23 protein-coding genes, 1 tRNA gene and 3 pseudogenes are annotated in these 21,228 nt (G+C 35.1%); 15 read left to right on the forward strand and 12 right to left on the reverse strand.

The features are described from left to right. Positions 1 to 365 precede the first annotated feature (365 nt). The 3 genes from JCM14822_RS04730 (at position 366) to JCM14822_RS23015 (ending at position 1,310) form a co-directional block, all read left to right on the forward strand. Positions 366 to 551, forward strand: coding sequence for a hypothetical protein (locus JCM14822_RS04730; protein ID WP_054740147.1), 186 nt, complete (start codon positions 366 to 368; stop codon positions 549 to 551). A 131-nt stretch (positions 552 to 682) separates the two neighbouring features. After that, complete coding sequence (locus JCM14822_RS04735; protein ID WP_306307286.1) at positions 683 to 1,147, forward strand: response regulator; 465 nt, start codon at positions 683 to 685, stop codon at positions 1,145 to 1,147. Continuing rightward, positions 1,110 to 1,310, forward strand: coding sequence for a winged helix-turn-helix domain-containing protein (locus JCM14822_RS23015; RefSeq protein WP_306307287.1), 201 nt, complete (start codon positions 1,110 to 1,112; stop codon positions 1,308 to 1,310). The genes JCM14822_RS04735 and JCM14822_RS23015 overlap by 38 nt, the downstream gene beginning before the upstream one ends. Before the next feature lie 79 nt (positions 1,311 to 1,389). On the opposite strand, the gene JCM14822_RS19985 is transcribed toward JCM14822_RS23015, so the two are convergent. The 5 genes from JCM14822_RS19985 to JCM14822_RS04755 all read right to left on the reverse strand — a co-directional run bounded on the left by JCM14822_RS19985 (position 1,390) and on the right by JCM14822_RS04755 (position 4,283). After that, complete coding sequence (locus JCM14822_RS19985) at positions 1,390 to 1,566, reverse strand: hypothetical protein (RefSeq protein WP_157047626.1); 177 nt, start codon at positions 1,564 to 1,566, stop codon at positions 1,390 to 1,392. 781 nt (positions 1,567 to 2,347) lie between these two features. After that, the gene (locus JCM14822_RS04740; protein WP_054740149.1) at positions 2,348 to 2,944 is read right to left on the reverse strand and encodes a hypothetical protein; all 597 of its coding nucleotides are present in this window, start codon (positions 2,942 to 2,944) and stop codon (positions 2,348 to 2,350) included. Next, positions 2,941 to 3,147, reverse strand: coding sequence for a 4Fe-4S binding protein (locus tag JCM14822_RS04745; RefSeq protein WP_054740151.1), 207 nt, complete (start codon positions 3,145 to 3,147; stop codon positions 2,941 to 2,943). Before JCM14822_RS04745 ends, JCM14822_RS04740 begins: the two co-directional genes overlap by 4 nt. 49 nt (positions 3,148 to 3,196) lie before the next feature. After that, a complete protein-coding gene (locus JCM14822_RS04750) occupies positions 3,197 to 3,592 on the reverse strand; it encodes a C-GCAxxG-C-C family protein (protein ID WP_054740153.1) in 396 nt (131 codons plus the stop codon). A 619-nt stretch (positions 3,593 to 4,211) separates the two neighbouring features. Next, positions 4,212 to 4,283: transfer RNA gene (locus JCM14822_RS04755), tRNA-Glu, on the reverse strand. A 177-nt stretch (positions 4,284 to 4,460) separates the two neighbouring features. Here JCM14822_RS04755 and JCM14822_RS04760 point away from each other — a divergent pair. Continuing rightward, entirely contained in the window at positions 4,461 to 4,979 is a 519-nt protein-coding gene (locus JCM14822_RS04760) for a hypothetical protein (RefSeq protein WP_054740155.1), read from the forward strand. Between the two features lie 103 nt (positions 4,980 to 5,082). On the opposite strand, the gene JCM14822_RS04765 is transcribed toward JCM14822_RS04760, so the two are convergent. Beyond that, positions 5,083 to 5,436 (reverse strand): single-stranded DNA-binding protein, encoded by a 354-nt coding sequence (locus tag JCM14822_RS04765; RefSeq protein ID WP_054740157.1) that lies wholly within the window; start codon positions 5,434 to 5,436, stop codon positions 5,083 to 5,085. Positions 5,437 to 5,503: 67 nt separating this feature from the next. Next, positions 5,504 to 6,400, reverse strand: a complete 897-nt coding sequence (locus JCM14822_RS22465) for a DnaJ domain-containing protein (protein WP_054740159.1) — start codon at positions 6,398 to 6,400, stop codon at positions 5,504 to 5,506. Positions 6,401 to 6,702: 302 nt separating this feature from the next. On the opposite strand from JCM14822_RS22465, the pseudogene dapA reads away from it, so the two are divergent. Then, a pseudogene (dapA, locus tag JCM14822_RS04775) lies at positions 6,703 to 7,586 on the forward strand (4-hydroxy-tetrahydrodipicolinate synthase). A 168-nt stretch (positions 7,587 to 7,754) separates the two neighbouring features. Here dapA and JCM14822_RS04780 read toward each other — a convergent pair. Beyond that, a complete protein-coding gene (locus JCM14822_RS04780; protein ID WP_054740161.1) occupies positions 7,755 to 8,612 on the reverse strand; it encodes a DUF368 domain-containing protein in 858 nt (285 codons plus the stop codon). A gap of 181 nt (positions 8,613 to 8,793) precedes the next feature. Here JCM14822_RS04780 and JCM14822_RS23555 point away from each other — a divergent pair, with 181 nt between their 5' ends. The 3 genes from JCM14822_RS23555 (at position 8,794) to JCM14822_RS04790 (ending at position 10,351) form a co-directional block, all read left to right on the forward strand. Then, positions 8,794 to 9,198: an exonuclease domain-containing protein gene (locus JCM14822_RS23555; protein ID WP_330377319.1), complete on the forward strand. Its 405-nt coding sequence runs from the start codon at positions 8,794 to 8,796 to the stop codon at positions 9,196 to 9,198. 173 nt (positions 9,199 to 9,371) lie between these two features. Continuing rightward, complete coding sequence (locus JCM14822_RS23560; RefSeq protein ID WP_330377335.1) at positions 9,372 to 9,719, forward strand: BRCT domain-containing protein; 348 nt, start codon at positions 9,372 to 9,374, stop codon at positions 9,717 to 9,719. Positions 9,720 to 9,880: 161 nt separating this feature from the next. Further along, a complete protein-coding gene (locus JCM14822_RS04790; RefSeq protein WP_054740163.1) occupies positions 9,881 to 10,351 on the forward strand; it encodes a YcxB family protein in 471 nt (156 codons plus the stop codon). A gap of 319 nt (positions 10,352 to 10,670) precedes the next feature. Here JCM14822_RS04790 and JCM14822_RS04795 read toward each other — a convergent pair whose 3' ends face one another. Next, a complete protein-coding gene (locus JCM14822_RS04795) occupies positions 10,671 to 10,868 on the reverse strand; it encodes a hypothetical protein (protein ID WP_054740165.1) in 198 nt (65 codons plus the stop codon). Between the two features lie 177 nt (positions 10,869 to 11,045). On the opposite strand from JCM14822_RS04795, the gene JCM14822_RS04800 reads away from it, so the two are divergent. From JCM14822_RS04800 to JCM14822_RS24820, 4 genes are all read left to right on the forward strand, one after another. Next, on the forward strand, positions 11,046 to 11,951 hold the full coding sequence (locus JCM14822_RS04800; protein WP_054740167.1) for a carbon-nitrogen hydrolase family protein: 906 nt from the start codon (positions 11,046 to 11,048) through the stop codon (positions 11,949 to 11,951). After that, positions 11,927 to 12,901, forward strand: coding sequence for a carbon-nitrogen hydrolase family protein (locus JCM14822_RS04805; RefSeq protein ID WP_172674768.1), 975 nt, complete (start codon positions 11,927 to 11,929; stop codon positions 12,899 to 12,901). Before JCM14822_RS04800 ends, JCM14822_RS04805 begins: the two co-directional genes overlap by 25 nt. A 98-nt stretch (positions 12,902 to 12,999) precedes the next feature. Next, positions 13,000 to 13,227 carry an IS110 family transposase gene (locus tag JCM14822_RS04810; protein ID WP_054740171.1) on the forward strand — a complete coding sequence of 76 codons (228 nt, stop codon included), beginning with the start codon at positions 13,000 to 13,002 and terminating at the stop codon, positions 13,225 to 13,227. A gap of 132 nt (positions 13,228 to 13,359) precedes the next feature. Further along, positions 13,360 to 13,668 carry a transposase gene (locus JCM14822_RS24820; RefSeq protein WP_083461269.1) on the forward strand — a complete coding sequence of 103 codons (309 nt, stop codon included), beginning with the start codon at positions 13,360 to 13,362 and terminating at the stop codon, positions 13,666 to 13,668. 185 nt (positions 13,669 to 13,853) lie between these two features. On the opposite strand, the gene JCM14822_RS04820 is transcribed toward JCM14822_RS24820, so the two are convergent. Next, positions 13,854 to 15,062 carry a cation:proton antiporter gene (locus tag JCM14822_RS04820; protein ID WP_054740175.1) on the reverse strand — a complete coding sequence of 403 codons (1,209 nt, stop codon included), beginning with the start codon at positions 15,060 to 15,062 and terminating at the stop codon, positions 13,854 to 13,856. A 163-nt stretch (positions 15,063 to 15,225) separates the two neighbouring features. On the opposite strand from JCM14822_RS04820, the gene JCM14822_RS04825 reads away from it, so the two are divergent. Further along, positions 15,226 to 16,158 (forward strand): LysR family transcriptional regulator, encoded by a 933-nt coding sequence (locus JCM14822_RS04825; RefSeq protein ID WP_054740177.1) that lies wholly within the window; start codon positions 15,226 to 15,228, stop codon positions 16,156 to 16,158. 185 nt (positions 16,159 to 16,343) lie between these two features. Here JCM14822_RS04825 and JCM14822_RS04830 read toward each other — a convergent pair whose 3' ends face one another. Further along, positions 16,344 to 16,994 (reverse strand): HAD family hydrolase, encoded by a 651-nt coding sequence (locus JCM14822_RS04830; RefSeq protein ID WP_054740179.1) that lies wholly within the window; start codon positions 16,992 to 16,994, stop codon positions 16,344 to 16,346. Positions 16,995 to 17,102: 108 nt separating this feature from the next. Here JCM14822_RS04830 and JCM14822_RS04835 point away from each other — a divergent pair. Next, a pseudogene (locus tag JCM14822_RS04835) lies at positions 17,103 to 17,611 on the forward strand (deoxycytidylate deaminase). A gap of 131 nt (positions 17,612 to 17,742) precedes the next feature. After that, on the forward strand, positions 17,743 to 18,939 hold the full coding sequence (locus tag JCM14822_RS04840) for a cation diffusion facilitator family transporter (protein WP_054740181.1): 1,197 nt from the start codon (positions 17,743 to 17,745) through the stop codon (positions 18,937 to 18,939). A 71-nt stretch (positions 18,940 to 19,010) separates the two neighbouring features. Here the strand turns inward: JCM14822_RS04840 and JCM14822_RS24420 are convergent. Continuing rightward, a pseudogene (locus JCM14822_RS24420) lies at positions 19,011 to 21,202 on the reverse strand (alpha-galactosidase). Between the last annotated feature and the right edge of the window lie 26 nt (positions 21,203 to 21,228).

A 21,228-nucleotide genomic window follows, 5' to 3' on the forward strand; every position in this document is an offset into this window, starting at 1 on the left:
AAACACAGTTCATGGTGATGAACCTTTATTTTTTTATACAATATTTTATCACCATTTATATGAAATTTACGTAACTACAAAAAGGACGTAGCCATATTATACTACCTGCCACCTTAACTTTAAGCTGCCTTGCCTTGTTTCTAGCAATCCTTTCCTTCAACTTTGCCCAAATAGCCTTCAAATTATTTAACCAAAGTTAAGCTTCCAGACTACTTGAAACATTGCTTGGCTGCTTAAAATCTCTCCCTATAATTTTGGGGCTTGCTGTTTAAAAAAATTTTATCTTTTACTTTTTTCTATCTTTTTTTTACTTTCATTAGGTTATAATTTAATTATAAAATTCGATTTAGAAAAGGAGCTTGCCTATGGACAAATCAAGAATATTTTCAACTATGGGTTGTCTTATGACTGCCGGAGCAATTATTTTTATAAGTTATGCATTAGACCATCCTAAATTGTCGTTTATTGGTGGTAAACTTGTAGCATTCTCAATCTATGCCCTGTACATACTCATTACCGTTATATTCTTTATCATAGGGCATAAAAAATAAAAAGTCGTATAATCAAATTCTTAAAAGTACCTATTGTCCATCAATAAGTTACAATATAATAAACATATGATATTTACAAAAAAGTAAGCTATAAGATAGTCCTCTCTTAGTCCCTTTTGAAAGGACTCATAATGAACAATACGCAAACACATAAAATATTAATCGCAGATGATAATGCTGAAATCAGGGAAATACTGCATATCTTATTAAATGGTGAAGGCTTTGAAGTGGTATTAGCCTGTGATGGTGAAAAATGTATTCAGCTAGTAGATAAGACCATCGACTTAATCATTTTAGATGTGAATATGTCTCAAAAATCAGGTTTTATAGCCACTTCAGAGATTCAGAAGAAAACAATGGCCCCTATTTTATTTCTCACTGCACGTACAGGAAACTCTGATAAGACCATGGGCTTCTCAACTGGTGGAGATGACTATATCACCAATCCTTTTTCAAATTCAGAATTACTCCTAAAGGTCAAAGTACTTCTTAGACGCTACTGTATTTATGAACCACAAGTTAAAACTGTATCCCCTAATCACTATAGGAGATTTATCTATGAACACAACTCCACAAACAGTCATATGCAGTGGTGAGCATATTATACTAACGCATACAGAATATAGAATCTTAGAACTCCTCATTACACACCGCAAAAAAATATTTTCTATCGATCAAATCTTTAATAACGTATTGGAAGAAGAAGCTGTAGGTGACAATGCCGTTATGGTACATATGAAAAAACTTAGAAAAAAATAGAAAAAGATAATCGCAATCCGCAATATATTAAGACTGCATGGGGAAAGGGGTACTATATTGATTAAAGGCTATAAAATCCCTAAACTTGGCTTAGTCTTAATCGGCTATATTTTTCATATCTGCACTCATTGGGCTTTTTACATTTGCCTTCCTGCGCAGTATGTGCTATACCCTTAGCTATATCTAATACACGTTTACTATAGGTCTGTATGTATGGATCTTTTACATAGAACTCTAACATTTCTTTAGCATTCATTATGCCACTCCCCCTTATATTAATAATTCATTTGTAAGATTATACTCTCTTATAAAACTAAAATCTACAGTTGTTCAAAAATAAGTATTACTAGCTAGATCCCTTATCCCCTATATTATGGTCTATTTCATGTTTTGCTTTATAATACTTCTACATATATCTGTTCGTAAAAATTTGATATATAACTCACCGTCTAAGTCATTCATGTATTGATTATTACTAATAAGCACACAAAAAGCGTAGCCATAAATCTATGGCTACGCTCTTCATAGCATTCCACTTAGTTCCATGCTGTGCTGCTTTAACTGCTCCAACCTTAAACGCCTCGTAATATTTCTCATCTGCCTTCCTTTAACCCTGATCAAATAGCCTCCCAATTATTTCACCAAAGCTAACCTCCAACAGACGCAAAGCACCTCTTAGCAGCTTAAAATCATCATGGTGGGAGGGCATAACTCTTAAGCCCTTCATGAAAAATGGTACCACAAGCTTAAGACCTATGATAAAAGCAACCTTGCTCGTAAATATACTTTGTAAAATGCTTTACAAACTATAAAATAAAAATTGTTGTGTATTTTCTTAGGTCTACTGTATTAGCCTCCAGCATCCTCTCTGCCGCTACCGCATATCGTCAAATGATAGTATAGGTTTATGGTTTATAGGTTATGATTAAGCTTTATAGCATTAACTTTCAACCGCCGTCCTTACACTCTTATATATGCCATGAAAAATAATTTTTCCTAAAAAATTACTAATAAATTTAATTGCTATCCATATAGCGTTACAATTTTACTTGATCATTATCATTTTTTATTTTGCATATACTCTGAGTCATAGTTCCCATTGGACAGAAAGTACACCATGTTCTTGGCTTGTACAACATCATTACAAATAAACCAATAATAGTAGATGTCAGCATTAAACTATAAAAACCAAAGCTAAACTGTGCAATCCAGTCTGCTACTGCTCCTGTTGTATATGCCCATCCCCATGGTACTTTAAATGTCCAAAGGAGTTTGACCACCTCTTTTAGTCCAGTTGCACCAGCCGCAACCAAATATGTCTGATATATCATATTTCCAAACATGGTCAAGAAAAAGATTAAAAATCCATATCGAAACCATTTAGAAGCAATCCAACTTGGTGCTTGATTTTTTCTTGAACACTTGTAATCATTTCCAATCTTTCTAAATAACTGACCACGCCCGCAATATGTATTACAAAAATTCTTATTATGGCCTACTATGGCAAAAATAAGTGGCACAACAAAATCAATCATCCCAAGCCATGCACACAAAATGTTAAAGAATCCAAGTACAAAATATATAATGGACCAAATCCAAAGATAATCATACCATTTCTTTACTTTCTTATTCATTCTGACACCTGCTCTCTATGCATCATAGTAATACATCCTGCAGGACAGCTTTTTTCACAAAGCCCACACCCTATACACTTGTCGCTGTTAGACAAAGCATATCTTCCATGTATTATTTTTATAGCGCCTTTTAAGCAGACATACATACACTCTCCACAAGCTACACATCTGTTTTTATTCACTTCGGCATATCTTTTTGCCATACTTTATACCTCCCACTGTACTCGCCGGAAAATCACATCAACAGACTCATTATTCTAAAATAGATGCTGCCGCAATTACTGCATTTCTAACGCAATCATCACAAGAATATAAAACCCTCCCAGATTCAATCCCCTTTAATTCTTTACATATAGTTGCGCCACTAGATTGCTCAAATTTAGAAAATAATTGTTTTGATTTCATCATAGTTTTCTGACCACCTGTACATTCACCCATCACCATATTAGCCCCAATCAGTGCACCGCAAGTAGCTCCCATAGTCCCCATTCCAACACCAAATCCCGCAGCTATCTTTTCCAATGCCACAGCATCCATATCATATAATTTAGATAACCCATGAATAACTGCCTGTGCACAATTATGTCCTTCATGTTTATAATCGACCGCTTCCTCAGCAGCATATGTTACTGTAATTTCTTTATTCATATATTCTTCTCCTATTCTAATGATTTGTTTAGCATATTATTTGTATATCACTTTTTGCTATGGCTGTATTTTATATAAAATATTAAGCGGCGTATGTGATTAAGTCACATAACTAATTATTTTTCTCCTAAAAAGCACTAAAAAAGTCCAGCTATTTCTAGCTGGACTCTTTGTCGCTCATATCATGACCCATTCAGGAATTGAACCCATGATTTCACCGTGAGAGTGTGAAAAAGAATTTGTGACAAAGTGATTGATAATCAATGGAAAGCTAGGATGCTCAAGTATTTAAGAGTAGCTTACTTTATTTCTTCTTTCATCTTTCACTTTGAATAATGGGTGTTTATTTAAATTTATTTGCAGCAAAATTTGCAGTTACAATATCGAATATCACTATTCTTTTTTAACTTAAGGTGGATCCATTTTCAAATGCATTTTGGTTCCGAATTCACTTGACAAATACAGTTCTATTTTACCATTAACATGGTGCTGATATTTTAAATTAAATCTATTTCTATCAGTCTATTTTAATTAATATGCTTATTCATAAATCTAAAATTTGCAGTTACACGCAAAAAAGCCCAGCACCTAAGTGCTGGACTCTTTATCGCTTATGTCATGACCCATACGGGAATCGAACCCATGATTTCACCGTGAGAGGGTGACGTCTTGACCGCTTGACCAATGGGCCTTACTTATTCAGTATAGTCCTATTTTTTGGGTTTTGCAATACTTTATTTTAAATTTTTTAATTAATTTTATTATATTTTCATCTATTTAGACTAATATCTTTAAAAAGCAATTCTACTATATTATACTAGAGATAATGATTATTAGAATTTACTATTTTTACCAAGTGGAGGTTTTTATGAATAATGAAAAAAGTAATATAGGGTTTATTTTAATTGTTATTGGTCTACTTGGATTGTGGGGCCATTTTGTAGGGTTTGGGGATTTGAATTGGAGTAATTTTTGGCCTATATTTGTGCTTGTGCCTGGGCTTTTATTTGAGCTTGGTTTCTTTAGTGGTAAGAGTCCTGCTGCTATGCTCGTGCCTGGAGGAATTTTAACGACAATTGGTCTACTCTTCTTCTTTGAGACTTTTACCGATTGGCGTTTTAGTGGCAGTACTTGGCCTGTTTATATTTTTGCACCTGCTATTGGTCTTTTTCAACTCTACTTATTTGAGAAACCACATAATAATGCCTTATTAATTCCTGTTGGTATTTTAGGTGTTGTAGGGGGGATGTGCTTCTTAGGTATTAGTATTGATGGTATTTGGGACTTACTCTTCCACAATTCTCTTGTATGGCCAATTGCACTTGTCGTTATTGGGATCATCATTATTATTGCTCAATCCTCTAATAACTCTAATAAACATCTTTAAGAAGGTTGATAACCTATCTTAGGCGAGCGAGGGAAAGAAGTCTTAACAAAAGGGATATGTTGCTAGTTAATTCTTTGCAACATATCCCTTTGTTGTGTGCCTATTAGTTTTGTTCTTCTTCTGAAGCTGCGACTTCTTCTATAGGTATTGGATTTTTCTTGGTGACAATACTGAAGTCTTCTAAGATGACTTTGAGGTTATTTCTCGTATTGCCTTCTTGGTCGATATATTGGGCTTGGTTGAGATGCCCTCTGATGCAGAGCTTGGTACCTTTCTTTGCGGTACTTGCTAGTTTTTCGGCTTCTTGATTAAAAGCCACCATATCTATATAGTTTGTCACAACTTTTCTTACACCGCTATTGACGGCTAAGGTGAATTGGACATATTTTGTGCCACTTGCTGCTTCCTTGAGTTCTGGGTCTCTAGTAATACCACCTACTAAATGTACTTCGTTCATATGTTGCCTCCTTTTTGTTTTCTAGAGGATGAACAAGTTTTTTAGCTTTTATACATTTAGTAATGGATTATTTAAGATTTTTTTCTAGGTATTCATAAGCTTCATTGATTTCACGGATTTTTTGGTTGGCAAATTCCATGTAGTCTTCTGGCATACCGCTGGCTGCAAGTTTATCTGGGTGATATTCTTTAACGAGTTTGCGGTAAGCTTTTTTCACGTCTGCTAAGCTTGCATTTTCGCTTACGCCAAGAACTGCTGTGTATTTCTTAATGAGGTTTTCACCAGGCGCTGCTGCGCCGCCACCATAGTAATTGTAACTTTGGTTGTAATTTCCACCGCCACTGCTTGTCCCTGCGAAATGAGCTTTGATTCTTTCATATTCATAAGTTAATACACCTAATGCATATAAGATTTTCTTTGTTTCGCTTTCTTTTTGGCCATTGTCACTGCCTTGTAAGCTGATGCCTACAAATAAGAAGGCAAGGGCATTGATTGTCCAAGCTGAACAGTAATCACGTACCATTTGTGTAAATACATTGTATTCTTCTGGATGATTTTTACCATAGTCGAAGGCATCGGCATAAGTATTCAACTCTGCCCCGCTAATGTTAAATTGGCCAATAATGAAATCTTTGATAAAACGTACTTCTTCTTTTGAAACGCTGCCGTTTGCTTTGGCAATCATCGCTGAAAGTGCCATAATGGATGCGACAGCTGGATCTTTGCCTTCAAATGCTGGATTTTTTCTAAGTTCTCTTGGCAGTTTCGGATATTTCTTTGGTATAAACCAAATGATTAAGAATACCCATGGGAAGATGAATGTTAAAATCCCCCAAATAAATGCACTTCTTCCTTTAAAACTAGCAACGCCTCCAACAACTAATGCTAGTATCACTCGAACAAATAAAAAGATGAGATTCACTCCAAATCCTAGAATGCCTCCAATTACATCAAATAGCGTCATGCTATTCCTCCCTTATTACTTAGTCTTTCTTACTTTTGTTTTCATTTTTCTTATGTTTGTAAGCAAACTTATTTCTTATGTTCTCATGCTAACATCAGATTATGTATTTTTTATGTTTTACCCTCTAAAAAGTAACCTCTTTCCATTTTTGTAATACAATATATTATACTAACTTTTATTCAGAATGCCTTCGGAATTTTCACAAAACATAGAGTATTTTAAGACACGCTCTTTTTCTTGTCTATCCTTAATTTACTCCTTATAATATTATTGTAAATCCCAAAAAATTTGGAGGAAATTTTATGCAAAAACCAATATTTACTGGATCTGGTGTTGCAATTGTTACACCTTTTAAACCAGACGGCACAGTCGATTTTAATAAATTTGAAGAACTCGTAGAGTGGCACATCGCAGAAGGTACAGATGCCATCATTGTATGTGGTACAACAGGAGAATCTGCTACACTGCCGATTGAAGAACATAAGGCACTCATTGAATGCTGTGTAAAAAAAGTAAATGGTCTTATTCCAGTTATCGCTGGTGCTGGTAGCAATGATACAATGCATGCTATCGGTACTACAAAATTTGCTAAGGAAGTTGGCGCTGATGCTGTATTATCAGTCGTTCCTTATTATAATAAACCAACTCAAAAAGGTATCTATGCCCACTTTAAAGCTATTGCTGAAAGTACAGATATTCCTGTTATTCTTTATAACGTTCCAGGACGTACAGTTGCAAGTATGAGCCCAGCAACAGTGAAAGAACTTTCACGCATTCCAAATATCGTTGGTATTAAAGAATGTGTTTTCAATAACATTGGTGAAATTCGTAAGCTCTGTGGACCTGACTTTGCCATCTATACAGGAGATGATCAAACGTTGTTCCTGCGCTTTCAATGGGAAGCATCGGTGTCATCTCTGTTATGGCCAATATTATTCCTAAAGACACACATCATCTTGTTATGGACTTCTTAAATGGGGATGTTGCAAAGAGCCGCGATGCACAAATCAAAGTACTTGATATGGTCACTGCACTCTTTATCGAAGCCAGCCCAAGTCCTATTAAAACGGCTATGAATATGCTTGGTATGAACGTAGGCGGATGTCGTTTACCTATGGTACCAATGGAAGCCCACAATGAAGCTTTCCTAAAATCAACACTTGAAGCATATGGCTTATTAAAATAAGATAGATTATATAAAAAATCACATGCACGTATTAATGAATCATTCACTAATATTTGCATGTGATTTTTGATGAAAATATCTAATCCCTAAATGTATTTATTTTATCTTTTTATATATAATTTATCTTTTTATATGTATAACTTATCAATATTTTTATCTTAATTTTTCTTATGCATTAACTAATTCTTTATTTCTTCTCACGTGTGCTTGGAATTTCTCTGATGCAAAAAGTAATGAAATTCCCATACCTAATGCTAATGTCACAATTGATACCACTGCTTGCACACCAAATGCGAATCCTGATGCTTTAAATACTGGCACCACTGAACCAACGACTAAACCTAAGATTGCAAAGAAAGTAAGTTGTTCATTTGTTCTAAGGCAAATATCAATTAACTTTGCTCCGCCTAAAAGTCCGATTAATACCCCGATTCCTACGCAGAATAAAACAGGTATATTAAATGTATCGATAGCATTTAATACACTTGTATAAATACCTAATACTACTAAAATAAGTGAACCACTTACACCTGGTAAAATCGTACATGCTGCTGCAATAGCACCGCATGCAATAAGTTTAAGTGCAGTTCCAAATGTAACCGTTGTAATGAGGGCACTTGCTACTGCCTCGTCTTTACTTAAAAAGCTCATTCCTGCCATAATTGCTACAGTAATGACAAATGGAATCAGACTTACTACTTTAAATTTTTGAACTGTTGCACGTTTATAAATCATTGGGATACTACCAATAATAAGTCCCATGAAAAAGAAGTTAAGTGGCATTGGATAAGTTTCTAATAAGAAACCGATTAACTTACTAAATAAGATAATCCCAATTCCTGCACCTATACCAATAGGTATAAGTAAGGTTAAACTCTTTTTAAACGATTTTGTGAAGTTACTTACAGCGCTAATGAGTTCATCATAGATATTGAGAATAACAGCCATTGTTCCACCGCTCACGCCAGGAATAATGTTGGCAATCCCAATAATTGCGCCATAGATCATATTCCATATAAACTCCATGTGATTTTCGCTCCTTTAATAATGTCTTATAAATATTCTTTATTTATAATTCTCCTTATTATACAATACTTTAGTCTATTGGGGTAGCTTAAATTTTTGAGACTGAGTAAATAATTCCTTATATCCCTCTTTCCTTTATATGTTATAATACTAAAATATTGTATTATAAACGGAGGTTCTTATGAATTTTGTTGCAATCGACTTTGAAACAGCTAACGAAAAACGCAATAGCCCTTGTTCTTTAGGTTTAACTATTGTACAAGACGGCAAAATTATAGATGAAAAATACTGGCTCATCCGCCCAAAAGAAATGCACTTCACACCTATGAACATTATACTCCACGGCATTCGTCCTAATGACGTTATAGATGTCCCTGAATTTAATGAACTCTGGCCTGAGATTTTACCTTACCTTGAAAATAATTTAGTAGTAGCACATAATGCTTCCTTTGATATGAGCGTCTTACGCGGTACCTTAAACTTATATGACATTCCATTTCCAAGCCTTCGCTACTGCTGTACTATGGTCATGTCACGCCATTTCTTCTGCTACTTACCAAATGCTAAACTAAATACTGTAACTTAGGCTTTAGCTTCAATCATCACCACGCCTCAGCCGATGCCACAGCTTGTGCCTATGTCTTTCTAGAAATCGCCAAAGAACTGGGCACTACAGACTTAGACGTTTTAAGTGACACCATAGGCTTCAACATTGGGACCCTCTATGAAGGCGGCTACACACCAGCCGGTTCTCTCGGCATCGGTAAAGTCTCAAAACGCCGTGAACAATCAGAAGCTCAAAAGCCAGAAACCTTTAATGACACAGATTGTTTCAAAGATAAACTCGTAGCTTTCACCGGTCCACTCCAATCCATGGCCCGTCATGAGGCTATCGGCATCATCGAAAAATTAGGGGGCAACTACACACCATCCGTAACCCTTAAAACAAATCTTGTCATCACCAATGTCAAAAATCCAATGACCCTAGACCCAGACCAAATGAGCACCAAACTCCGCCGCGCCATGACCCTCATCGGAAGAGGTCAAAAAATTGACTTTATGAATGAAGAAGAATTCCTCAAACTCGTCAAAACTTCTTCAAAGTAATAATTTTGTATTCGTGCTTATATAAGGGGTAGTCATGTAGAAAGTATTGTTAAAGATAAGTCTATCTCACTATATAGATTTACTTGCAAGTATGTTAAAGTAAATAAAATAGATATTTGCTTAGTAAAGATTATTTGTATTTGGCATAGGAGATAATGAGTATGATAGACGCCCAAAAATATACTTTTTACATAATTCCAATCGACATTGATGAACTTTTGGAGCAAATTAGTTTTGCATTAGAAAAGAGAATGGAGCTTATTTCAAGAGAAAGGTTCTCCCAAATATGGACTTACACAGATAAGTTAAATACAAAAGGCAACGCATCAGAAACATTCCTTAAAAAACGCAATAACAATAAAAACAAATTTATTAAGTCAGCAAAACAACTTTTACAAGTCCAAGAAGAAGTAATCGTTGATGAAAATCAAATAGAACTTAAGACACTGAATAATAGTAATGTCATTCAGTATCAAGACTTTGAGTATATAATTGAAACCGAAGATGCTTTTTTATTAACTTACCAAGGCTATGTAACGATTTTACAAAAAAAGGATTTGCACGAAAATGAAGTTCAAGACTTTTGTGATTTTATTTCTTCCAAAGTTAAATTGATATCTCTAGGTAAATAATCATTAAAAAACCTGCTAGTACACTTCTATCCCACTAGCAGGTTTTATCTTTTTTTCACCCTCTAGTAGCTTTTGCTTTGGCCCCTTCGCCCTCTAACAAGTTATTCCTAAATGAAGTGGGAGTAGTCGCTGATACTAATCTACCTGTGGAGTAATTTTATGATAGTCTTAATGGAGATAAGCAATGCGGTTTTAAGTCGAGTGTTTGAGCGAAGCGAGTTTTCGACTGTTGCATGGCTTATCGAATTTAGACTATCATAAATTACGGAAGGTGTAGTTAGTAGCAGCGACTACTCCCACGCTCCTTTTAGAATTACTTTTAGTCTTCTTTATAGAGGTTTTGTGCAAGGATTTCTCTTGCAATAAGCCCTACATTTACTTCTTTTAAGTTCATAGGCACTTCAATAATACGATCTGTAAGTGTTACTTCTACATAGCCTGCATCGTTTCCATTTTCATCATAAGTAATAATATCATAAGTGATAATTTCTTCTTTAAGTTGTTTTAAAGTAATCATATGTTCTCCTCTTAGTGTTTAACTTTCTTTTATTATATACCAGCTGTATTAAGATTTCGATGTTTAATTCATATTTCTTTTATTATTATTATTGACAATATGTCGACTTAATTTCATACTATAATTAGTAATTTTATGTAATTTTTTATACTATTTATGAATGATTGAGGTGTTATCATGCGTATACGTTACCGTTTGTTATGGCCATATTTATTACCTTGCGTTTTGCTTTTATTAATTATTATAGTAAGCCTCAAAGCTTATTTCTCCCCTAAAGAACCTCTTTCCACTTTGCGTATTGGTGTGGTGAATTTCCATAGTACTTGGGGTGATAAAACTGCTAACTTAACGAAAATGAAACATATGATTTCCTTGGCTGGGGAACGTGGAGTCCAAATGCTTGTTTTCCCTGAATTGGCCCTTACAGGTTATTCGGATCAAACCCATGAAAATGGTCAGGCCTTAAATGTTTTATCTAAGACTTCTAAAATGCACTATAAGTTAGCTGAAACTTTTCCAAGTAAAGAGATCCATGCAGCTTCTAATGAGATTGCCACCCTTTGCAAAAAGTATCATATGTATGTGATTTATGGCTTTGCAGAGCAAGATAGCGCCAATCCCCTTACCCTCTATAATTCTGCTGCCGTCATTGGTCCTAATGGCCCTATTGGTAGCTATCATAAGGTGCATCCTAATGGCAATGAAGGAGATTGGTGCACTATGGGCACAGAACCTTTTACCTTTGATTCGCCTTGGGGACCTATTGGCATTAGCATTTGCTATGATACATATGGCTATCCAGAACTAGCCAGTTACTATGCCGCTAAAGGCTGTAAGCTGATTTTAAATCCTACTGCCAGTGCGAAAACGTATGACTATCGTACCAATAACCCTAATAAATGGGGTTGGTATTATAAAACCCGCTTGCATGGTTTAAGTTCTCTTAAAAATGTTTATATTGCCAGCAGCAATTTAACTGGGGAAGAAATACCTACTGCTGATGCCACGATTGTACCTATTGAATTTCCTGGCGGCAGTATGATTATCGGCCTGATAAAGTGGAACTGGGAGTTAATCTTCTAAATCCGATGAAACATGCCAGTATCTTTGCAAAGTCAGAAGGTATCTTCTTAGGGGATATTGATTTTAATACAATTCCTTATACAGATTCATCCATCACCTATAAGCCTCAACTTTATGCTTCTTGGTATGATACTTTAGCCCATGGAGACATTCCTACGCCTTCTACGGAAAGCTTAAACTTAGCCGTAGCCAACTTTTCCCCTATAAATGGCCAACCTAAAGCCAATCTGATTAATATTACCCGTACCATGAAAGCCGCTTATGAAGCCCATACCAACTTATTAGTTTTCCCACAAATGAGTTTATCTGGCTATAGCGCCAACTGGAACAAAGATGTCCTAGAAGCCTTAGCTGAAACAGTGCCGGGGCCTTCCACCGAAACTTTAGCTGCCTTTTGCAAACAATATAACCTCTACATAGGCATTGGCCTCCTTGAAAAAGATGTAACTACTGATTACTTTTATAATACAGTGGTTTTTATAGGGCCTACTGGCATCATCGACAAATATCGTCAAATTCATTTAACCAAAGCTGAAAAAGCCTTCTTAACAGAAGGCGATACCCCAACCATCGTTGAAACCCCTTGGGGTAAAATCGGTTTAAGTACAGGAATAGATACTTTAAATAGCATTGAGCTTATTCGTTATTATACAGGCATGGGCTGTCAAATCATTTTAAATCCTACAATGACTACACCAACTGCCAACAATCATACAGTCCTTGAATATCTCGTTGATACCAATAGTATTTATATTTTAACAGCTGCCCCTTACGAAACCAATAATCCAGATGCTCTGCGTACTTCTTCTAGCACCATTATTGGACCTAAATATGCAAGTACACAGAAAGATACACATATTGAGCGCATTCCTTATTATATTGATTATTATGCATTCCTCAGCCTACCTTTTATCATCCCTTCTCCTTTCAGAAGGTGTCAATCTTTATAAAGCCATACTAGGCAGTCTCTTAGAAGTACCCCGCAGTACTTTTGACTTATATCCTATTTGGTACCAAACTCTAAAATAAACATCAAAAACAGGGAGTGTTGCAAAATTATAATTTTGCAACACTCCCTGTTCTTATTGATATTAAGAATGTTGAATGGATTGCAGATTTAGTTCGTCATAGATTAGTGAAGTCTAATTATATTCCAAGTAGAGAACAGCGTGAATTACGAAAAATAACACGTTATCGCCAAGAGTTAATCGAAGAACATGTTAGAGAAATTAATAGAATTCAATCTGTATTAGAAGGTGCTAATATTAAGATTTAGTAGTGTTATAACTGATATTAGTAGGAAAACAGGTATTACTATTTTAAAATCTATTGTTTCAGGAAATACAAATCTAGTTAGTTTAAGTCAATTAGCATGTGGTATTGCACATAATAAGATTGATGAATTACAATGTGCTTTAAAAGGAAGCATTCAAGAACATCAAAGAGTTATGTTAAATCATCAGTTAGAACATATAGAAATGCAGATCATTTTTGTTCATGGGCTGGAATTGTACCTGAATGTAAAGAAAGTGCAGGAAAGAAAATGTCTACGAAAATACGGAAAGGTAATAAATTTTTTAAGGCTACAATTGTTAAATGTGGTAGAGCAGCTATTAGAAAAAAGGACTCCTACTTTTATGCAAGATATCAAAAAATAGCTGCAAGATGTGGTGGAAAAAGAGCCTTAGATTATGAAAAAATAAAAAACAAAATATAAAGTCCCTATAAAATTTAGGTTATCAGGTTATTATACAATAATTTTAATTTAAATATGAGTATAATAATAAATCCACCAAAGGTGAGCTTATTTAGTGTGTCATAAATTAGTATACGCAAAAACTGTTTTCAGGACACCCTCTTTTTCCATGCACGCATATAGCAAAAAGAAATTTTAATGTTTGATTATTTGTTTAATGCAACTTTGCCTTCAGCCGCTTCAACACCTTCTTCTTTGAATACTACTTTAAGTAAAACTGGTGTGATGATTGTTGTAATAACAACCATGATTACGATTGGTCCGAATTGTACTGTACTTAATAATCCAAGTGCAGCACCTTTACTTGCTACGATTAAAGCAACCTCTCCACGAGAAATCATACCTGTACCGATTTGAAGTGATTCACGTCCTGTGTAACCACAAATTTTAGCACCTAATCCACATCCCACGATTTTTGTAAGAATAGCCATTACTAAAAGTATAAGTGAAAAAAGAATAATTGTTGGTGTCATTTGTGGTACATTTACTGTTAAACCAATACTTGCGAAAAATACTGGTGATAAAAGTATGTATGACATGATTTCAAAACGTTGTGTGATGTATTCTTTTTTGTCTGTATTAGAAATAATAAGACCTGCAATGAATGCACCTGTAATATCTGCTACACCGAAGAATTCTTCAGCACAGAATGCAAGTAATAAGCAGAATACGAAAGCAACGATAACGAATCTTCTTTTGTTACGTTCTTCTTCTGTCCAGTTTTTGTAGAACTTGTAGAATCCAAATCCAACAATACCTGAGAAAATAAAGAATAATACAATCTTCATAAGTACTAATACAATATCAACAGAGCTATCTGCCATACTTGTAATAATTGTTAATGCAACAATTCCTAAAATATCATCTATAATAGCTGCACCTAAAATTGCATTTCCCGCACGAGTTGAAAGTTTGCCCATTTCTTTAAGTGTTTCAACTGTAATACTTACAGATGTTGCTGTTAAAATAACACCAATGAAAATGTTTTGTAAATGAACTGGTGTTACTGTACTTGTAAGATCTCCTTTGTTGAAAATCATAGCAACTAAAAATCCACCTGCTAATGGGAAAAGTACACCTGATAATGCAATGATAAATGCTGCTTTTCCTGATTTTTTCATTTCTTCTATATCTGTCTCTAACCCGGCTGTGAACATGAGTGCAATTACGCCTAATTCTGCTATTTGTTTGATAAATTCTGTTTCTTGCAATACGTTAAATGCAGCTGGCCCTAAAATAAGTCCCGCAAGTAGCGCTCCAACTACTTGTGGCATATTAAATCTCTTAGTCATAAGACCGAACAATTTTGTACTGATTAATATAATTGCTAGATCAAGTAAATAATGATACGACATTTTTGTCATCTCCTTATAATATTCATGATATGCAAACTTTCTTCCTTTTTCCTGTTTACATAAGCCTCATTTAGTATAATAATAGAATTAATATAAGTAAAATAAATTATTTTGATTGTATCTATTAATTTTTTTAATACTATTTTTTCGAAAGGAGTCTAAAATGCTTGAAGAATTAAAAACTTTTATGGCTGTTGTAGAAGCCAAAAATTTCACCAAGGCAGCTGAAAAAGTTAATCTTTCACAGCCGAGTGTAAGTGTACATATCAAGAATTTAGAAACTTATTTTGGAACGCAGCTAATTACCCGCTGTACAAAACAAAAGAAGCTACTGATCACAGATAGTGGGAAACTTTTATACCGCCGCAGTAAGGAGCTTCTCTCTTTACTTGAAATGACTGAGAAAGAACTCAAGAACCTTTCAAATAGTCCAAAGGGGCATTTACGTATAGGGGCAAGTCTTACTATCGGGGAGTGCTTACTCCCACATTTCTTAGGGGAGTTTTGTAAGAAGTATCCTGATATTGATATTGAGGTTATTATAGGGAATACTACAGAGATTACAAGTATGGTCAAAGCTTTCAAGATAGACCTTGCCTTCATTGAGGGGAATATTCATTCGGATAAACTTATTCAGCAGTATGTTTTAGAGGACCCTCTCGTTCTCATTACCCCAAAATGCTCTGTGCTGCCTAGTCATATTTCAGACTTTAGTCTGCTTCAAAATCAAAGATGGCTTACAAGTGAATATGGTTCTGGACTTCGTGAAGCTTTAGATTACTTTTTAACCAGTCACCGTATTGTACCAAGATCTAAAATGGTTTTTAATAGTAATCTTGCCTTACTGCAAGCTGTGAAAAATAATTTAGGGATTGCCCTTATTTCTACCCATGTTTTGCTTACCCAAAATCTTTCGGAAACCAATTTAAAAGTCATCTCACTAGGCGGGGGGATTCACTCCACATTTTCCTACGTCTTGCCAAAAGAGGTTCGTCCTTCTAAAGTAACCTGTATTTTCCTCGATGAATTCAAACCATACATGGAAAGAATACATGCAGAATTAGATAGCATTTATTCACAAAAAAAATTGTTTTAATGAAATAATCATGTAAAAATAGGATACCCATTTCGGATATCCTATTTTTATTTTTGTTGATTTGTATTTTTACATTAAATTACTCATCTAATTGAATTTTACAATTTTTTTCTAAAACTATTCAATTCTCTATTAATAACTATCCAATTCTCTATTAATAAAGAAGAAACTCATACAAAAAATAATTAATCTAGTAATGTAATGACTTGATCTAAAGACTCTAAAATATGGTCAGCATTTCTCTTCATTTCTTCATCAGGTGTCACTAAGTCTGGAATGCACACTGTCTTCATGTCGCCTTTTTTACCTGCTTCAAGTCCTAATCTTGAGTCTTCTAATACTAAAGTATGGGCTGGATCTGCACCAAGTCTACTGCCTACTTTCACAAAGATTTCTGGGTTTGGTTTAGATTCCATGACTTCATCTCCACAAATAATATCATCGAAGCGTTCTTTAATACCTGCCATTTCTAAGTAATTAAGGGCTTTTTCTCTTTGACTTGATGTGGCTACTGCTTTTTTAATGCCTTTTGTTTCTAGAGCATCTAAAAGTTCTAGAAGCCCTTTTTTAATTTGAATCCCTTCACTTCTTACCATCTCATTTGATAAATCACGTTTCATTTGTTCAATAGCTTTATAAGGTAATTCTGCCCCAAAGATTTCTTTTAAAGTCTTTTCAATATAGCGGCTATTTCTGGCTACAATTTGTGTATAAACTTCCCATGTCATCTCATAACCATGTGACTTAGAAGCTTCTTGCCAAGCCTTATAATAAATACGTTCTGTATCAAAAATCAAGCCATCCATATCAAAAATTACAAGTTCTATATTCGCCATATTCTATCTCCTTTTCTGTATTTTCCGTCAATATTATTATCCTTATTGACAGTTTACTGCTTTCAAGCTACTATGAGTATAACATATTTAACTAATGGAGGCATATTCATGAAAAGAGCTGATTATATTTCGTGGGATGATTATTTTATGGGAATTGCCCTTTTAGCTGCTAAGCGTAGTAAAGACCTAGTACACAAGTTGGGGCATGTATTGTAAGTGGGGAAAACTCTGAGAATAGCAATACTATTTTAAGTGTGGGGTACAATGGCTTACCAATCGGATGTTCTGATGATCTCTTTCCATGGGAACGTGAAGGAGCCCTTCTCGATACAAAATATCCATTCGTTGTACACGCAGAATTAAATGCCATTTTAAATGCACGTGGCAAATCACTTTCTGGTGCAAAAATCTATGTGGCGCTTTTTCCATGTAATGAATGTTGTAAAGCTATTATTCAATCTGGTATTCGAGAGGTTGTTTATCTTTCTGATAAATACAGTGAAACAGATGCAGTCAAAGCTTCTAAAAAAATGTTTAGTGCAGCTGGAGTTAAGCTCACACAACTTCAAACAGATACAAAACAGATTACTTTATCTTTTAATATAGAAGATATTTAAATAAAATTCCTTAAGTTTATATAAAATAGACTTGTGGAATTTTATTTTTCATAAAACTTTCTTTTTATTTCAATCTTGTTATAATAGAGGAAACGTTTGGCATTTTAATTCAAATTATAAAGGAGGAGTTTATGACAAGATTACTTATTAAGTGGTTCATTAAAGATCATACAGAAACTAAACTTCCCAGTGTTCGTGAAGCTTACGGACGTCTTGGCAGTACTATAGGCATACTAGCCAATCTTCTTTTATGTACGACCAAAATAGGTGTGGGATTCCTATTTCATAGCATTGCTATCTTAGCCGATGGTTTTAACAACTTATCAGATGCAGGTTCTTCTATCGTTACTTTAGTAGGCTTTAAACTCTCTAGTAAACCAGCTGATGAAGATCATCCTTTCGGCCATGCCCGCATTGAATATATCTCAGGACTTATTATTTCTTTTATCATTTTTATATTAGGATTCGAACTCATTAAGTCTTCGATTAATAAGATTTTACATCCTGATCCTATAGCTATTACAAGTCCTATGATTTTTGTCTTAGTGTTCTCAATTCTTTTGAAACTATGGCTAAGTTACTTTAATCATAAACTAGGCAAAATCATCAACTCATCTACCCTAAAAGCTACTGCTGTAGATAGCCGCAATGATGTAGTGGCTACATCAGCCATTTTAATCGCCATGATTATTGCATACTTTACCAACATACAATTAGATGGATATATGGGAGTATTTGTAGGATTATTCATTTTATATTCCGGTTATGGCATTTTAAAAGATACAACAAGTCCACTTCTAGGCCAGGCGCCAGATGCAGAATTAGTACGTGAACTTGGCTACTCACTGCTCAGTTATAACGGCATTTTAGGTTTTCATGACTTAGTCCTTCATAGCTATGGTCCAAATCAATACTTTGCTTCTGTCCATGTGGAAGTTTCTTCTGAAGAAGCCCTTTTAAGCTGTCATGATAAGTTAGATATTATTGAGCGTGATTTTAAAGCTAACTTTAATGTAGATTTAGTCATTCATCCAGATCCAGTCGTTATCTCTGACCCTGAAACAATGGCACTACGTTATAAAGTATCACAGCTTATCCAAACCCTACATCCCAATCTTTCCCTTCACGATTTTCGCGTTGTATTAGGGACAACTCATACAAATCTTATATTCGATGTAGCCGTTCCAGCAGGATTTAAAACTTCACCGAAAGACTTAGCCGCGCAAATTGATGCCTTAGTCAAAACCATTGATAACACTTACTATACAGTGATTACAGTAGATATGAATTACACTTCCACTTCTATTTCTTCTGAAAGCAAAGTGTAAAATTAAACAGGAGAACTCGCAAAATTTAATTTGCGGTTCTCCTGTTTTGCTACTATATCAGTTAATCTTATTTATACTTCAACTTTTATAAGATGAATGAGCTTGCTTGTAAAATCACCATGAATGCCTTGCATCAATAAGCCAGCATACATAAGGGTATCCCCACTATAGATTCTCTTTGTTGCCTCATCTTGGTATTTACCATTTGGATCTAAGCCTTTTAATGTAAGGCGGGTACTGTGACGGTTTGGTCTTGCTAATACTTGTACGAAAGTTACGAGCGCTTCACTCTTGTCTTTCGCTACCACTGACCATGCATCTTCATAATGATTGTCCGTATAATTTTTAAGGCGATAGTAATCTCCCTACGGATTAAATCATTATATTTATGATACAAAGCCACTTGCTCTAGAATTTGATTTCTATCTTCTTCTGGAATACGTGTCACATCTAATTCATAGCCAAAAGTTCCCGCAAGCTACATGTCCTCTCGTCTTAAATGGTGTACTACGTCCTACTGTATGATTTGGACAATCACTCACATGGGCGCCCATACTTGATAATGGATACATCATCGCTGTGCCCTGTTGAATTTCAAGTCTTTCAATAGCATCTGTATCATCTGAACACCAAATTTGTGGACTATAATATAACATACCAGGGTCGAATCTTGCCCCGCCACCAGAGCATCCCTCTAATAAAAGATTTGGGAAGTCTGTAGTTAAACGTTCTAAAAGTTCATAGACAGCTAACACATAGCGGTGATAAATTTCACCTTTTTGCTCAGCTGGCAGTTTACAGCTGCTCACATCTGTCAGCGGTCTATTCATATCCCATTTCACATAGGTAATATTAGTGCTTTCTAAAATGTTTTTTAAACAACCATAGACATAGTCTACGACTTCAGGCCTTGTTAAATCTAATACATATTGATTTCTTGCAAGTCCTGCCACTCTACCTTCAATATGAAATGCCCAGTCTGGATGAGCTTCATAGAGCTTAGAATCTGGTGAAATCATTTCCGGCTCAAACCATATGCCAAATTTGAGACCACGTTTATTCACTTCGTCTACTAAATATTTAAGACCTCCTTTTAGCTTTTCTTCATTGACGAACCAATCTCCTAATGAGGAATTGTCATCATTTCTATTGCCAAACCAGCCATCATCCATAACGAGCATTTCAATACCCACTTTCGCCGCTTCATCTGCAATGGCTAAAAGTTTATTGGTATCAAAGTCAAAGTAAGTCGCTTCCCAGTTATTGATTAAGATTGGTCTCTTAAGGTCTTTATACGAACTTCGGATGAGATGCTGACGATATACATCATGGAAGGTACGGCTCATCTGACCAATTCCTTCATTAGAATAAACCATCACAACCTCTGGGGCGATGAAGCTTTCACCCTTTTTAAGCTGCCATCTAAAGTGCCAAGGATTGATACCCATAACAAAGCGGGTTGTATCAAATTGACTGCCTTCAGCTTGTGCCATGAAATTCCCTGAATAAACAAGGTTAAAACCATAAGCTTCGCCCATATCTTCTGTAGTTTCTGGTTTGACAAGGGCCATAAAAGGATGATTTTGATGCCCTGATTCTCCTCTTGTAGAAGCGGTTTGATTTTTACCATAACCTACTTTCTTACGCTGAATATGTCTTTCTCTTGCCCATGAACCGTGTAATGTAATCATTTCAAAATCTATGCTATCGAAGTCTATACAGCAAGACATGACTTTATTTAAATAAATCTCTCACGACTTTCATTATAAATGCGTACACTTCTTGTAATGGCATCTAATTTTTCAAAGACACTATATACTAGCACTACTTTCAGTTTTAAAACTTCATCTATACATGTAATCTCCAAGGTTTCACATTCATCCTCTTTGCCAAATGTAGCAGGAAGTCCTGGAAGCTTTGGTTTGCCCTTATAAATTTCATGGCTCACATAAGTGAAACGGCAAGCCTGGTCTCCATTTACATCTGTTACTTCTATAGAAGGTTCTCTAAAATCCCCTAAGCCACTGCCACTATATTCTGTAGGAAAAGCATCATAAAAAGATAAACGGTCACGATTATTGATTTCTGGTGTAAAAGGATTTTCCTCAGTACGCATTAAGTAACTGGCATCGCCATCGCTAATCTTCCTGCCAAAATAAACATGGCCTAAAAATTTCTCCTGATCCACAAGTGCCATCATATATGTAGTATGATTGGCGTCTAATTTAAATATCTGTGCTTCCTGAAAAAATTGAATTCCCATACTCTACTCTCCCCTAAATTCTTCTG

Source organism: Cellulosilyticum ruminicola JCM 14822 (assembly GCF_001311925.1).
In the GTDB taxonomy this organism is placed as follows: Bacteria; Bacillota; Clostridia; order Lachnospirales; family Cellulosilyticaceae; genus Cellulosilyticum; species Cellulosilyticum ruminicola.

What these genes read in the sequence shown, in the direction of transcription:
- JCM14822_RS04730 (WP_054740147.1), top strand. Translation starts at nt 366, where the DNA reads ATGGACAAATCAAGAATATTTTCAACTATGGGTTGTCTTATGACTGCC.
- JCM14822_RS04735 (WP_306307286.1), top strand. Translation starts at nt 683, where the DNA reads ATGAACAATACGCAAACACATAAAATATTAATCGCAGATGATAATGCT.
- JCM14822_RS23015 (WP_306307287.1), top strand. Translation starts at nt 1,110, where the DNA reads ATGAACACAACTCCACAAACAGTCATATGCAGTGGTGAGCATATTATA.
- JCM14822_RS19985 (WP_157047626.1), bottom strand. Translation starts at nt 1,566, where the DNA reads ATGAATGCTAAAGAAATGTTAGAGTTCTATGTAAAAGATCCATACATA.
- JCM14822_RS04740 (WP_054740149.1), bottom strand. Translation starts at nt 2,944, where the DNA reads ATGAATAAGAAAGTAAAGAAATGGTATGATTATCTTTGGATTTGGTCC.
- JCM14822_RS04745 (WP_054740151.1), bottom strand. Translation starts at nt 3,147, where the DNA reads ATGGCAAAAAGATATGCCGAAGTGAATAAAAACAGATGTGTAGCTTGT.
- JCM14822_RS04750 (WP_054740153.1), bottom strand. Translation starts at nt 3,592, where the DNA reads ATGAATAAAGAAATTACAGTAACATATGCTGCTGAGGAAGCGGTCGAT.
- JCM14822_RS04760 (WP_054740155.1), top strand. Translation starts at nt 4,461, where the DNA reads ATGAATAATGAAAAAAGTAATATAGGGTTTATTTTAATTGTTATTGGT.
- JCM14822_RS04765 (WP_054740157.1), bottom strand. Translation starts at nt 5,436, where the DNA reads ATGAACGAAGTACATTTAGTAGGTGGTATTACTAGAGACCCAGAACTC.
- JCM14822_RS22465 (WP_054740159.1), bottom strand. Translation starts at nt 6,400, where the DNA reads ATGACGCTATTTGATGTAATTGGAGGCATTCTAGGATTTGGAGTGAAT.
- JCM14822_RS04780 (WP_054740161.1), bottom strand. Translation starts at nt 8,612, where the DNA reads ATGGAGTTTATATGGAATATGATCTATGGCGCAATTATTGGGATTGCC.
- JCM14822_RS23555 (WP_330377319.1), top strand. Translation starts at nt 8,794, where the DNA reads ATGAATTTTGTTGCAATCGACTTTGAAACAGCTAACGAAAAACGCAAT.
- JCM14822_RS04790 (WP_054740163.1), top strand. Translation starts at nt 9,881, where the DNA reads ATGATAGACGCCCAAAAATATACTTTTTACATAATTCCAATCGACATT.
- JCM14822_RS04795 (WP_054740165.1), bottom strand. Translation starts at nt 10,868, where the DNA reads ATGATTACTTTAAAACAACTTAAAGAAGAAATTATCACTTATGATATT.
- JCM14822_RS04800 (WP_054740167.1), top strand. Translation starts at nt 11,046, where the DNA reads ATGCGTATACGTTACCGTTTGTTATGGCCATATTTATTACCTTGCGTT.
- JCM14822_RS24820 (WP_083461269.1), top strand. Translation starts at nt 13,360, where the DNA reads ATGTGCTTTAAAAGGAAGCATTCAAGAACATCAAAGAGTTATGTTAAA.
- JCM14822_RS04820 (WP_054740175.1), bottom strand. Translation starts at nt 15,062, where the DNA reads ATGTCGTATCATTATTTACTTGATCTAGCAATTATATTAATCAGTACA.
- JCM14822_RS04825 (WP_054740177.1), top strand. Translation starts at nt 15,226, where the DNA reads ATGCTTGAAGAATTAAAAACTTTTATGGCTGTTGTAGAAGCCAAAAAT.
- JCM14822_RS04830 (WP_054740179.1), bottom strand. Translation starts at nt 16,994, where the DNA reads ATGGCGAATATAGAACTTGTAATTTTTGATATGGATGGCTTGATTTTT.
- JCM14822_RS04840 (WP_054740181.1), top strand. Translation starts at nt 17,743, where the DNA reads ATGACAAGATTACTTATTAAGTGGTTCATTAAAGATCATACAGAAACT.